At 46.2% G+C, this 12,450-nt stretch carries 12 protein-coding genes; 6 read left to right on the top strand and 6 right to left on the bottom strand.

From position 1 onward, the window contains the following. Positions 1-141: 141 nt before the first annotated feature. Genes ABXJ76_RS07140 through ABXJ76_RS07130 form a run of 3 tightly spaced genes read left to right on the top strand, consistent with a single transcriptional unit; the run spans position 142 to position 2,563 of the window. The gene (locus tag ABXJ76_RS07140) at positions 142-666 is read left to right on the top strand and encodes a glycine cleavage system protein R (RefSeq protein ID WP_432745537.1); all 525 of its coding nucleotides are present in this window, start codon (positions 142-144) and stop codon (positions 664-666) included. Between the two features lie 8 nt (positions 667-674). Further along, on the top strand, positions 675-1,145 hold the full coding sequence (locus tag ABXJ76_RS07135; RefSeq protein WP_432745535.1) for a peroxiredoxin: 471 nt from the start codon (positions 675-677) through the stop codon (positions 1,143-1,145). Between the two features lie 2 nt (positions 1,146-1,147). Beyond that, positions 1,148-2,563 (top strand): PhoH family protein, encoded by a 1,416-nt coding sequence (locus ABXJ76_RS07130; protein WP_432745533.1) that lies wholly within the window; start codon positions 1,148-1,150, stop codon positions 2,561-2,563. Positions 2,564-2,631: 68 nt separating this feature from the next. On the opposite strand, the gene ABXJ76_RS07125 is transcribed toward ABXJ76_RS07130, so the two are convergent. Then, positions 2,632-3,732 (bottom strand): AI-2E family transporter, encoded by a 1,101-nt coding sequence (locus tag ABXJ76_RS07125; RefSeq protein WP_432745531.1) that lies wholly within the window; start codon positions 3,730-3,732, stop codon positions 2,632-2,634. Positions 3,733-4,155: 423 nt separating this feature from the next. On the opposite strand from ABXJ76_RS07125, the gene ABXJ76_RS07120 reads away from it, so the two are divergent. Both ABXJ76_RS07120 and ABXJ76_RS07115 read left to right on the top strand, forming a co-directional pair. Continuing rightward, positions 4,156-4,443 (top strand): encapsulin-associated ferritin-like protein, encoded by a 288-nt coding sequence (locus ABXJ76_RS07120; RefSeq protein ID WP_432745529.1) that lies wholly within the window; start codon positions 4,156-4,158, stop codon positions 4,441-4,443. A 328-nt stretch (positions 4,444-4,771) separates the two neighbouring features. Continuing rightward, positions 4,772-5,254 (top strand): copper resistance protein NlpE, encoded by a 483-nt coding sequence (locus ABXJ76_RS07115; protein ID WP_432745527.1) that lies wholly within the window; start codon positions 4,772-4,774, stop codon positions 5,252-5,254. Between the two features lie 117 nt (positions 5,255-5,371). On the opposite strand, the gene ABXJ76_RS07110 is transcribed toward ABXJ76_RS07115, so the two are convergent. The 5 genes from ABXJ76_RS07110 to ABXJ76_RS07090 form a co-directional block, all read right to left on the bottom strand. Next, positions 5,372-7,048: an ABC1 kinase family protein gene (locus ABXJ76_RS07110; RefSeq protein WP_432745525.1), complete on the bottom strand. Its 1,677-nt coding sequence runs from the start codon at positions 7,046-7,048 to the stop codon at positions 5,372-5,374. A 16-nt stretch (positions 7,049-7,064) separates the two neighbouring features. Next, positions 7,065-7,700, bottom strand: a complete 636-nt coding sequence (locus ABXJ76_RS07105; protein ID WP_432745523.1) for a DUF6781 family protein — start codon at positions 7,698-7,700, stop codon at positions 7,065-7,067. Between the two features lie 157 nt (positions 7,701-7,857). After that, positions 7,858-8,835, bottom strand: coding sequence for a hypothetical protein (locus tag ABXJ76_RS07100; RefSeq protein ID WP_432745521.1), 978 nt, complete (start codon positions 8,833-8,835; stop codon positions 7,858-7,860). Positions 8,836-8,875: 40 nt separating this feature from the next. Further along, positions 8,876-10,141: an adenosylhomocysteinase gene (gene ahcY / locus ABXJ76_RS07095; protein WP_432745519.1), complete on the bottom strand. Its 1,266-nt coding sequence runs from the start codon at positions 10,139-10,141 to the stop codon at positions 8,876-8,878. Beyond that, on the bottom strand, positions 10,131-10,820 hold the full coding sequence (locus tag ABXJ76_RS07090; protein WP_432745517.1) for a protein-L-isoaspartate(D-aspartate) O-methyltransferase: 690 nt from the start codon (positions 10,818-10,820) through the stop codon (positions 10,131-10,133). Before ABXJ76_RS07090 ends, ahcY begins: the two co-directional genes overlap by 11 nt. 289 nt (positions 10,821-11,109) lie before the next feature. On the opposite strand from ABXJ76_RS07090, the gene ABXJ76_RS07085 reads away from it, so the two are divergent. Further along, positions 11,110-12,135, top strand: a complete 1,026-nt coding sequence (locus tag ABXJ76_RS07085) for a zinc-dependent alcohol dehydrogenase family protein (RefSeq protein ID WP_432745515.1) — start codon at positions 11,110-11,112, stop codon at positions 12,133-12,135. Positions 12,136-12,450: the final 315 nt, after the last annotated feature.

Below are 12,450 nucleotides of genomic sequence, written 5' to 3'. Positions count from 1 at the left end.
AACTACAAAAAGTTTAAATGGCGTATTCAATATTTTTCGGCAGGAAAACAATTTTCATCATTTTAATACCGAATAAGCTTAATGTTCATAAAGTTTCACCGATTTGATGCTAAACTGCCAAAAAAACTTTTAAGAAGAAAAATGCAACTAGCTATCACCGCCTTAGGCAACCATAAAATTAATTTTATTGCTGAAATATTACCCGCCGTGCGCGACTGTAAATGTAATATTCTGGAAATAAGGTCATCACGTCTCGCTCAGTCCACTGCGGCCTACCTGCTTATTTCGGGTAACTGGAACCAGATTGCCAAACTTGAAAGCACCCTGGACATTATCCAAAAACGACTGGACATTAAAATTCACACCTTACGGCCTGAGCAAAAAGACAAGCCCAAAGAGTGCATTCCCTACTCATTGGAAACCATATCGCTGGATCGCGATAATGTGACCGAATCCATTACCTCTTTTTTATTTGACAGAGAGATAGACATTGAGGAAATAAGCGGCAGCTGCTATCAAGCTCCGTATATTCAAACCTCAGTATTCTCAACCAAATTCGTCATTTTGATCCCACCGCAACTTCATCTGCTGACGCTGCGCGAAGAGTTTATGGATTTCTGCGACCAATTAAATATCGATGCGATCCTTGAACCCATAAAACGATAAACTTAACCATGATAACTCCCGGAAACCCTGTGCCCGATTTTGAGGCTTTGTCTACCGGCGATAAAACGGTAAAACTAAGCGACTACCGCGGCAAATACCTTATTATTTATTTTTACCCCAAAGACAACACGCCCGGCTGCACTCAGGAAGGCCAAAGTTTTCGCGATAACATCGAAAAATTCATCGCGCTCAATGCCGCCATCTTAGGCGTATCCCGTGACAGCGTCCGCGTTCACGAAGGCTTTAAATGCAAACAGGAATTTCCCTTTGACCTGCTTTCAGACTCGGATGAAAAGCTGTGTCAGCTGTTTGACGTTATCAAAATGAAAAACATGTACGGCAAGCAGGTTCGAGGCATCGAGCGCAGCACCTTTTTGGTTAACCCAGAGGGTCTATTGGTTCGGGAATGGCGCAAAGTAAAAGTCAAAAGCCATTGTGAAGAAGTGCTGCAAGCCTTACATGAACTCACCAGCAACTAACCGTGAATATTCAAACATCCCCGAATAAAAAGCTATTTGTCTTAGATACCAACGTGCTGATGCACGATCCCGCCGCCATCTTTCGTTTCAAGAAACATGACCTTTTTATCCCGATGATTGTTCTGGAAGAACTCGATCATGCAAAAAAAGGCCTAACTGAACTGGCACGCAACGTCAGACAAGTCAGCCGGTTTCTGGATGAATTAATCCGCGACGCCAACCAGCAAACCATCAACGACGGTCTACCGTTGTCGAGCATAAAACACGGCCCGAATGCCGATACGACTGACAGCGGACGCTTATATTTCCAAACCAGCACCATGACCGCACTGCTGCCGGAAAGCATGCCCGGTAACCTTGCCGATAATTCTATACTCAGAATCGTCCTGGCGCTCACTAAGGAACTGCCAGGAACCACCGTTATCCTGGTGTCAAAAGACATCAACATGCGCATCAAGGCAGCGACCTTGGAGTTGCTTGCGGAAGACTACCATAACGACCAGACCCTCGATGACATTGATCTGTTATACAGCGGTGCAATGGCGTTGGAAAAAGATTTCTGGACTGTACATGGCACCAAAATGGAATCCTGGCAGGAAAAAAACCGCACCTTTTACAAACTGGAAGACCCCATAGTAACCGAATGGTATCCCAACCAATATGTGTACATCGAAGACGAAACCAATTTTGAAGCCATCGTCAGATCTTGCGACGGACAGATTGCAGTTTTGGAACTGGCAAAGGATTATCGTGCAAAGCACAATAATATCTGGGGCATAACGGCAAAAAACCGGGAGCAGAACTTTGCCCTCAATGTCTTGCTGGACCCCGACATCGACTTTGTCACCTTACTGGGTACGGCGGGCACCGGAAAAACCCTATTATCTCTGGCCGCAGGCCTTGACCAGACCCTGGAAAAAAAAGCCTATCAGGAAATCATCATGACCCGCGAAACCGTCTCTGTTGGCGAAGACATAGGTTTTCTGCCCGGCACCGAAGAAGAAAAAATGGCCCCATGGATGGGCGCGTTAATCGACAATCTCGAACTGCTGGGCAGTAATGCCGAACACGGCGAATGGGAACAAGGCGCGGCCAGCAATATTATTATGAACCGGGTCAAAATCAGGTCGCTTAACTTTATGCGTGGACGGACGTTCCTCAATCGCTACCTGATCATCGATGAGGCTCAAAACCTGACTTCAAAACAAATGAAAACCCTGATAACGCGCGCAGGCCCTGGAACCAAGGTTATCTGTATCGGCAATCTGTCGCAAATAGATACGCCTTATTTAACGGCAACAACATCAGGCTTAACCTATGTCGTAGACCGTTTTAAAACTTGGCCCCATGGAGCGCATATCACCTTGCGGCGCGGCGAGCGTTCACGCTTGGCTGATTACGCTTCAGATATTTTGTAACTAGGTAACTACTCAGCTATCAATATAATAGAACGCAGATACAGCTTCTATTGTATTTAAAATCAGGTTTAATAACTTGTATTCGGATTTTCATCCCCAATCCGTGGCCAGGCGGTTAGTACCGCCTTAACAACCGTCGCTAATGGAATGGCTAAAAACACCCCCCAAAAACCCCACAAGCCGCCAAAAAACAAAATGGCAACAATAATTGAGATGGCATGTAAGTTAACTGCTTCTGAAAATAATACCGGCACTAACACAACGCCGTCCAGCATCTGAATAATTGAGTACGCAATAACAATATACATAAATTCATCGCCGCCTAATCCCCACTGAAAATAAGCAACACCCAAAACCGGAAAGGTAACCAGCGTTGCCCCAACGTAAGGAATAATGACCTGCAAACCCATCAAAACAGCCAGCAACATGGCATAATTTAACCCCATAGCCGCGTAAGTCACATAACTGACGGCCCAGAGAATAAACACTTCGGCAAACTTGCCGCGTATATAATTACCTATCTGGACATCGACCTCTTCCCATACGCGCACGGTCAAATGCCTGTCCTTGGGCATAAACTGCAAAAACCAGGATACCAATATCTGCTTGTCTTTTAAAAAGAAAAACACCATCATCGGCACTAAAAACAAATAAATCATTACACTGACTAAACCCATAACAGATGCCGCAGACCGCGACAACGTATTTTGCACGTAAGTTAACAGGTCCTTTTCCACTGCATACAACATCTGTCGGACTTTTATTTCTGAAATCAATTGCGGATACATTTCCGGCAAACGCATAATTTCATTTTCCGCGCTGTGAATGATCTCAGGGAGATGCTGAACAAGCTCGATGGCCTGTTGTGAAGCAATCGGTATCAGATAAAACAATAAAAAAATAAAACAAGCCATAAACACTGAAAACACCAGACACACAGCCGGCAAACGCGGCATCTTGATGCTTTCAGCCTTACTCACCAGTCCTTCCAGCAGATATGCCAGTACGATTGATATAAAAACCGGCATTAACAAATCGGACAATGAATAAATCAGCACAAAACTGACAATAAGAATAATTGCCAGTGCGACCGCTTGAGAGTTCGTCAAAAAACGCTTAACGTATTTTCTTAGAAAACGTGAATCTATAATTTGGGTTTGAGTTGTCATTGATAGCCGAAAATTTTATTATTATCTGTCCTATTCTATAGTGTTTACACATCAAATCTCGCTTTTTTGAATCTCTTCTCCATAACCCTATCAAGCAACAGAGAGCATAAAAGCGCCAAATTTTGAAATGCAATCAGTATACCCCTAATGAGCGGCCTTAAATCATATAGAAGTTACGCATTAATGACCGGCTGAAATTCTGGACTCAAATGGGCCGTGGCACTTAGTTTTTCCAGTGCAAAGAGCAATCCCATCTAATGGCTTTTAATCATTTTAAGATTATTCACGCAGCTGTACCAACTGCCTCCGGCAAATATTGACGTGCTTTCTGACTCGGTATCATTGATTTGAATAGGCTATCGGGTTAAGCTGGAACTGGCGTAAACATTAAAAATACAATAACTTAATTATGGAGGCACTACGATGGCAGCTGATGGTTATCAAGAACCCGTTCATGAACTGAACGACAAAACCCGAGACATGCATAGAGCGCTCATCTCGCTCCGAGAAGAACTGGAAGCAGTGGATTTTTACAACCAACGCGTCAACGCCTGCAAGAACCCTGAGCTCAAAGCAATCCTGGCGCATAACCGTGATGAAGAAAAAGAACATGCAGCCATGTTGCTGGAATGGATACGGCGTCAAGATTCGAGTCTCGACCATGAACTGAAAGACTATTTATTTACCGACAAGCCTATCGCTCATGTGTAAAACTGTAAATTGAAGCGTGCTACCCTCCCGGAATAAGCCTAGGTATCCACACAAGTGTTGTTACTCCTTCTCCAACAGGAGAGGGAGCGTGAATCCGATTCAACCAATTGTTTTTATTGCATATATTAGGAATAACTTGGAGTCGCTAGTCCTTTTTATCTCTGATTACGTATTTTCTCGGATGCCAGAAGCGGGTTAATGTTTTTTGACTAAAATTAATGGGTTTGTAGTTGACCTCAAACCTCTAAACAAAAAATCCCTCTATGGATGGGTTTCGCTGCTTTACATTCTACTTTATTATTATCGTCAGTTTTACTGAAGGAAAAATATGCGCACATATAGACAACAATTTAAACAAATTCTGACTTTTTTTATTTTCATCGTAACTTTCTCCGGTTACCACCCTGTTTTTGCTGAACCGCCTGAGATAAAGGATACAGATACACATCATGCCCAAAATAGCCTTGATTGGCCGGGTATTTATTACGGTTTTACGCCCTGTGCTGATTGCAATGGAGTTAAAACTACGCTCGCTTTAAATAAAAATAACAGTTATATCTTGATTACCCAATACGTTGGTAAGTCAGAAAGAGAATTTGTGGAAAAAGGGAAATTTACGTGGGGTGATAAAAGCAATACGATCGTTTTAACGCCACGCAATAGTTCAACTACAAGGCACTATTTTGTCGGCGAAAACAGGCTCATTCAGCTCGATAACACTGGCAATCGAATCCCTGGAAAACTTGCCGATCGCTATATTTTACGTAGAACTGATATAGCAAAATCATCACCCTCACATCCGTCACATTGAGAATATTTATCTGTGAGCATAAGACTTTCACGGTTATTCGGTCAAAGCAATCTATGTTGAAGCGCTTAAAGAATCATAGTTTTCTATGAAACTCAAACTGATAACTATTTGTCATCGTTATTTCCCGCTTTGCCAAATGGAAAGCAACAACCAGATGCCGCCTATAGTGGCAAAAGAGTATCCCAGAAATCCGAATGCCGGCAAACCAAATATTTCCGGCCCGCCTGTTACCGTCATGATAATAGACGAGCCGATAATGAGCGCGGCGATGACTATACCCATAGTTAACCGGCTAATGGCATTATCGATATGATTAACATACTGACCGAGATGCTTGACGGTAATATCAACCTGAAAAGCTCCTTTTCTGGAGGCGCGCAACAGTCTACGCAGGTCTTTTGGCAAGCTTGATAAAAGATCGGTGACGCTGATCAGATTGCGCCAGCCCCGTCTGGCGATAGCCTCCGGTCGGTAACGCTCCATCATGATTTTCTGGACATAGGGCTCGGCAAAAACCAAGATATTAAATTCCGGGTTCAGATGCCTGCCTAAACCGTCCAGGGTTATATAAGTTTTGACTAACAAGGCGAGATCGGCAGGCAATATCAACTTATGGTCCCTCAATATTGTCATTAAATCGCTCATCATGCTGGTAATACTTAAATCCTTTAGCGCCAGCGAACTATATTGATCGACAAAGGCTTCTATCTCAATAGTAAGCACTTGTTCATCGGTATAAATATTGTCCGACCAGTCTTCAAGTATCTCAGCCACCTTAGTCGGGAGATGATTAATCATGCTATACAGCAAGCTGACAACCTGCTCTCTGCGCTCTTCAGTTAATCGACCAACCATACCGAAATCGATAAATGCCAGTTTATTATCCTGCAGATAAAATACATTGCCGGCATGCGGATCGGCATGAAAAAATCCGTCTGCCATAATCATCTTCATGACCGCCTGAGTGCCTCGATCTGCCAGCAGTTTTCTATTCAGTCCCGCTTTATCGACAGCGTCAAGATCCCTGCCTTGAATACCTTGAATATACTCTTGTACATTGAGCCTTTCACAAGTCCATTGCCAATAGACTTTAGGAATCTTGATATTAAGATCATCGACTAAATTGGCGGCTACCCGCTCTGCATTTCTACTCTCGGCAGCAAGATCAAGTTCCCGGTGTAATGATTGGTTAAACTGGCGAAGGACTTCTTTCGGATGAAATCGACGAATCTCCGGTGATTCGGACTCAGCAATATCAACAATACGCTGTAAAAGGCGTAAATCGGCTTCAATGATTTTGCGTAGGCCGGGTCTGCGAATTTTCAAGATAACCGGCGTTCCGTTCTTGAGTACGGCTTTATGAACTTGGGCAATGGATGCAGCGGCAAGCGATTGTCTGTCAACCTGTGAAAAAAAATCATCAATACTGCCGCCAAGATCTTCTTCAAGTTGGGGTAGTAGTTCCTCAAAGGACATGGGAGGCACCTGATCCTGAAGCTTTTCAAATTCGGCAATATATTGAGGCGAGAATAAATCAACACGCGTCGCAAGAATTTGTCCCAATTTAATGAAGGTAGGCCCCAACTCCTCCAATACACGACGCATACGTTGCGGCGTGTCGAGATTCACATACTCGTCCACATGCTGCCAATGCAGCACCCTGCCCGCGCGTTCCAATGCCTTGCCCATGCCCAAGCCGCGAACAAAGCTGCCGAATCCGTAACGGATTAATACCGATGCAATATCATGAACCCTGCCCAGATCCCTGGCTGCATTTAACATTTCCCATAACATGCTCTACGGCTAAACTCTATTTTTTGGAATGAGACGGCTGCAGGCTTTCAGCAATACCCAATAAAATACCGCTGGCTATCTGGGCTAAAGTGGAAGTTGTGGCAACCGTACTTGAAATAATGATGTCCTTGCTTATCCTCGGCAAGTCTTTCAGCGCTTCCAAGGCAATTAAAGTTTGTTCGCCAACTGCGGTTCCGCTTTGCCGCGAATGGGCAATAAAATCATTCACAATGTCGGCGATGACCTGATTACTGCCTTTAGCGACTTTCTCCAGAGTATCGAGAAACACCCCTTCCCTATCCTGTAAATCTTTGATCGCATCATTAAAATCATGTTCAGAATACTCGGCAACTTTGGCAGCCGCCTCTTCAATAGCCAATGCCGAGGCTTCTGCTGCAATCGCCAAAGCATCATCCAATGCTGTAGCTGCCTGCATAAAGACCTCTTTGCCATGATCGCCATGACTAGTCATGCCCTCATTAATGCCATTAATGACCGTTTCAGTAACACTTTTGATGTTTTCCATATCCAGTTGACGGGCTGTCAGCGCTTTTAAGGTAATCTCCTTGATTTGTTGATGAACATCAGTCCCCGACTTAACCGCTGCCCGGACTGCACCTTTAACATCGCGTTGTTGGTCTATTTCAGACATAATCGTTCTCCAGATCAATAAAAAAATTAGCGGGTAAGACGCGCTGTACGCAGTAGCGCATCCATCGCTATCCATACACCCTCCTCCGACATGCTCAGAACAGGCTTCGTACTTTAGCCGTATTCTACAAACCTAAACTTATTGCCTGCCATCAAGGTCACATGCTCTCAGAACCACTCAACACATCCGATTCACCACTCAGCCTGATGCATTTTTTTCTGGCCGAAGCGGGTGCATAGATAAAATCATTGTAGGGTGATTTGTCTTTATCGGCCATCGTTAAGTTATGTCTTTCTATCATCCAGTGTCGGTGAAAATAGTCTAAAAATAGATCCGGCATGCTCCACTGTTCCGATTCGAAAAAATAACGGTTATCGTTTTTAAGATCAGACTGCCAATGCAAATAGGGCATTCTTCCTATCGGCTCGGACAGGTAAAAGCTGTTAAAAACCTCCAGGACTTTTGATTTTTTGCGCAGAATAATAAACAACGGCGTACTGGGCAAGTGCTCGTAATCATAGACAAAAACGCCCAGCGTCCCCTCGTCCTTTTCATTGATTCGCCCGGCTATATCTTCGAGTGATGACAAAAACAAACGGTTATATTGCCTGAACTCCTCAGCGCCGAAGCCTATTATTTCCTTAGCATGGTGCTCTGAAGTCGGGCCATCCTTCAGAATAAGCATCCTGAAATGAACGCCTTTTTTAATGGCGAGTTCAAATTCCCGGCAATAATGCCTATAGCGGGGATCAAAAGTAATCATCCAGTACACATAATCGCCGGGATACAGGCCGTGCATGATCTCGGAAAAATCCAATTCTTTCTCGGTGATGCCTAAAAACCCCCGTTTCTTGGCATTGATCACCGTCTCATCGATATACTTGGACAATACGCTGTGAAATATCTTCTCGGTTTCTTTACGTTCTTCAGTAGCGATGATCCAATGATGAAAAAAACCCACTGAAATCACCACCGACGTGAACAAGCCGAACTCGGAGATAATTTTTACCAGCCAGACGTATTCTTTATCGCCAAGGTCTACAGCCAGGACGCCAAAAATCTTGTAAATGGTAAATCCGCCAAAAATAAGCACCAGCGCGAATAGCCATTTCAGGATGTTAAGATTTGATGACATAGCTATTGCTCCTGCCCATGTTAGGGGGCGATAAGATGTTTCATGTGCCTTCTTTCCATGATGACAGATACGCCTGCTGTTCCGGGCTTAAATTATCGATACTGAGACCCATTGCCGCCAGTTTCATCACCGCGACCTTCTGGTCAATATTGCTCGGCACCGGGTGTACGCTGTTTTCAAGACCAGCGCCCTGTTCCCATAAATAGGCAACGCTCAAGGCCTGATTGGCAAAACTCATATCCATGACGGTTGCCGGATGGCCTTCTGCGGCAGCCAGATTGACCAGTCGTCCTTCGGCCAGCAGCCGGATAGTGCGCCCGTCTTCAAGCTGATAGGCGTCAACGTTGCTACGCGGCCGGTGTTTTTTTACCGCCATATTCTCCAGCGCCGGAATGTTGATTTCAACATTAAAATGACCGGAATTGGCAATCACGCAGCCGTCTTTGATCACTTCAAAATGCGCTTGATCCAGCACATGCTTGTCGCCGGTTGCGGTAATAATAAAATTCGAAATAGCGGCCGCCTCAAGCATAGGCATGACCCTAAAACCATCCATTGCAGCTTCCAGCGCCCTAAGCGGATCGACTTCGGTGATGATAACTTGTGCGCCGTGGCCTTTGGCGCGCATCGCAATGCCGCGTCCGCACCAGCCGTAACCTGCAACCGTGAAGATTTTACCGGCCAGCAGGATATTGGTGGCGCGTATAATGCCGTCCAGCGTGCTTTGGCCGGTGCCGTAACGGTTATCAAACAGGTGTTTGGTTAGCGCATCGTTGACCGCAATCACCGGAAATTTGAGCGCACCCTCTGCCGCCATGGCACGCAGACGAATGACGCCGGTGGTGGTTTCTTCGGTGCCGCCGATAATCCCAGCCAACAAATCGCTGCGATTTTTATGCAATTCGCTGACCAGATCGGCGCCGTCATCCATGGTCAATTGCGGCCGGTGTTCCAGCGCCTTGGCTATATGCCGGTAATAAGTGCTGTCGTCTTCGCCGCGAATCGCAAAAGTGGGAATCTGATAATGCTGCACCAGCGCGGCCGCAACATCGTCCTGAGTGCTCAGCGGATTGCTGGCGCATAACACCAGATCCGCACCGCCTGCTTTCAGGGTGCGGGCCAGGTTGGCGGTTTCCGTAGTGATATGCAGGCAGCCGCTGATCCGCGCGCCCTCCAGCGGCCGTTCTTTGGCAAAACGATCATGAATGGCGCTCAATACCGGCATTTCTGTCAGCGCCCAGTCAATGCGTTCGCGTCCCTGATCGGCCAGCGATAAATCTTTGATGTCATGGCGGTTATTGGTCATTCAGCTCACCCAACTCTTTTGTTTTCGCGTCGCCAGCGACTAGCGGTACAAAACTGACGCCAAGAATATTCTTAATCTCGATTTCGCCATTGGCCTTTTTTTCTACAACCATCAGTTCCTGATAATCGTAAGGCAAACCCACCGGTATGACCAGCCGAGCGCCAACACGCAGCTGATCAATCAGCGGCTGGGGAATATAGGCTGCGGCGGCAGTGACGATGATGCCGTCATAGGGCGCATGTTCCGGCCAGCCGAGGTGGCCGTCGCCGGTGCGTACCGTGACATTGTGGTAACCCAGTTTTTTAAGCCGCCGTCGCGCTTGGGTGGACAGTTCTTCCCGTATTTCAAGCGAATAAACCTGTTTGACTAATTTTGCAAGAATGGCCGCCTGATAGCCGGAACCGGTGCCTATTTCCAGAATGGTATCGGTGGATTTGGTAGCCAGTAAATCGCTCATCAAGGCGACGATATAAGGCTGAGAGATGGTCTGCCCGTAACCGATAGGTGCAGGGCCGTCTTCGTAGGCAAGAAAACGAAAATCCGCAGGTAAAAATTCATCCCGCGGTACTTGCTTGATGGCAGCCATGACCCTGTGATCCAAGACATCCTTGCCGATCAGATGGCGGGTCAGGTTAACTTCCATTTCAATATCGCTCAACATATGTTGCAGATCGTTCATTGATTATGCTCCGAGGAGTGTTTTTTTGCGTTCTCACGGCTGGGTGAAAGGCTCTATTTAAGAATCAACCTAAGGCCACGACATGGATGAATGGTTTTCTCCGGCAATACAAATCATGATTCCAACATAACTGCGGCAAAGTTTCAATTGGGGACATTACTGATAGCCTTATGCAAAAAGCCGGCGCATATTCGAACAATGGAGTGCAGGCTTTGCCTGACATTTCGCAGGCGAAGCCTGCACTCCAGACTGAACGATGACATAAGCAAATCGAATGAGGGTGAAACTAATGAAAGCTATGGTATTGCAAGCGCTCTGCGACCTTAAGGAAAACCCGATGCCGCTTGCATTGATGGAACTCCCTGTTCCTATCCCTGGTGCACAGGAAATCCTGCTGAAAGTTTCTGCTTGCGGAGTTTGCCATACCGAACTGGATGAAATTGAAGGACGCACCCCGCCACCACGATTACCGATAATTCCTGGGCATCAAGTAGTCGGACGTGTCGAAACCGTCGGCAGTCAGGTGAATACACTTAAAACAGGCGACCGAGTTGGTGTTGCCTGGATTTTCTCGGCTTGCGGCACCTGTAAATTCTGCCTGTCAGGCAAGGAAAACCTGTGTCCGGCTTTCGCGGCGACAGGTCGCGATGCCAATGGCGGCTATGCCGAATATATGACGGTTGCGGAAGATTTCACCTATGCCATACCGGAAGTTTTTTCCGATGTACAGGCAGCTCCTTTACTTTGCGCCGGTGCCATCGGCTACCGGTCATTACGCCTGACAGGCCTGAAAGATGGGCAACGGTTGGGACTGACCGGCTTTGGCGCATCGGCGCATCTGGTGTTAAAAATGGTGCAGTACCGTTATCCGAATAGTGAAGTTTATGTTTTTGCCCGAAGCAGCAAGGAAAGAGCGTTTGCCAAAGAACTGGGCGCAGTGTGGGTCGGAGATACCGCTGAGCGAGCGCCCCATAAACTGGATGGCATCATCGATACCACCCCGGCATGGCAACCGATCGTGGAAGCATTAGCGAACCTGGAATCGGGCGCAAGGCTGGTGATTAATGCGATTCGCAAGGAAGGCGACAAGCGCAGCCTGCTGAATCTTGACTATCCGCTGCATCTCTGGCAAGAAAAAGAGCTAAAGAGCGTCGCCAACATCACCCGGAGCGATGTAAAAGAGTTCTTGAGTCTGGCGGCTAAAATGAATATCCAGCCAGAGATTCAGGTATTTGCATTGGAACAGGCAAATGAAGCGTTGATTGAACTCAAGACCGGAAAAATTCGCGGCGCCAAGGTGCTGAAAATGAATTAATGCCTTCAAAAAAGTCTGTAGCCTGTAGATACCGGGTTAACGCGAGCGTAAGGCGAGAATTGTCGCCGGTTACACACTATGATAAATAGTTAAGCTGTTGACGATCCAGTGTTAAAGACTGCTATTTTAGACGTCGCAAGCATAGGTTTTTTCGGCACAGTTACTCCGGTCTTAATTAGACATCTTTCCTAAATACAGCTATATAGGCATGTGGCCGAAATAAGGCTACCCAAGCGTAGCGCGTGGTAGCGTTTCCGTCAGGTTCGAAGTATGTAGACCGGAATAACCGTACCGACTATTTAGGAAAGATGTCAA

This window comes from Methylobacter arcticus (genome assembly GCF_050917435.1).
GTDB classification, from domain to species: Bacteria; Pseudomonadota; Gammaproteobacteria; order Methylococcales; family Methylomonadaceae; genus Methylobacter_A; species Methylobacter_A titanis.
Note: the sequence above shows the minus strand (reverse complement) of the source record. Positions and strands in the feature narration are given on the sequence as shown.

What these genes read in the sequence shown, in the direction of transcription:
- ABXJ76_RS07105 (WP_432745523.1), bottom strand. Translation starts at nt 7,700, where the DNA reads ATGTCTGAAATAGACCAACAACGCGATGTTAAAGGTGCAGTCCGGGCA.
- ABXJ76_RS07115 (WP_432745527.1), top strand. Translation starts at nt 4,772, where the DNA reads ATGCGCACATATAGACAACAATTTAAACAAATTCTGACTTTTTTTATT.
- ABXJ76_RS07100 (WP_432745521.1), bottom strand. Translation starts at nt 8,835, where the DNA reads ATGTCATCAAATCTTAACATCCTGAAATGGCTATTCGCGCTGGTGCTT.
- ABXJ76_RS07110 (WP_432745525.1), bottom strand. Translation starts at nt 7,048, where the DNA reads ATGTTATGGGAAATGTTAAATGCAGCCAGGGATCTGGGCAGGGTTCAT.
- ABXJ76_RS07120 (WP_432745529.1), top strand. Translation starts at nt 4,156, where the DNA reads ATGGCAGCTGATGGTTATCAAGAACCCGTTCATGAACTGAACGACAAA.
- ABXJ76_RS07140 (WP_432745537.1), top strand. Translation starts at nt 142, where the DNA reads ATGCAACTAGCTATCACCGCCTTAGGCAACCATAAAATTAATTTTATT.
- ABXJ76_RS07085 (WP_432745515.1), top strand. Translation starts at nt 11,110, where the DNA reads ATGAAAGCTATGGTATTGCAAGCGCTCTGCGACCTTAAGGAAAACCCG.
- ABXJ76_RS07125 (WP_432745531.1), bottom strand. Translation starts at nt 3,732, where the DNA reads ATGACAACTCAAACCCAAATTATAGATTCACGTTTTCTAAGAAAATAC.
- ABXJ76_RS07090 (WP_432745517.1), bottom strand. Translation starts at nt 10,820, where the DNA reads ATGAACGATCTGCAACATATGTTGAGCGATATTGAAATGGAAGTTAAC.
- ABXJ76_RS07135 (WP_432745535.1), top strand. Translation starts at nt 675, where the DNA reads ATGATAACTCCCGGAAACCCTGTGCCCGATTTTGAGGCTTTGTCTACC.
- ahcY (WP_432745519.1), bottom strand. Translation starts at nt 10,141, where the DNA reads ATGACCAATAACCGCCATGACATCAAAGATTTATCGCTGGCCGATCAG.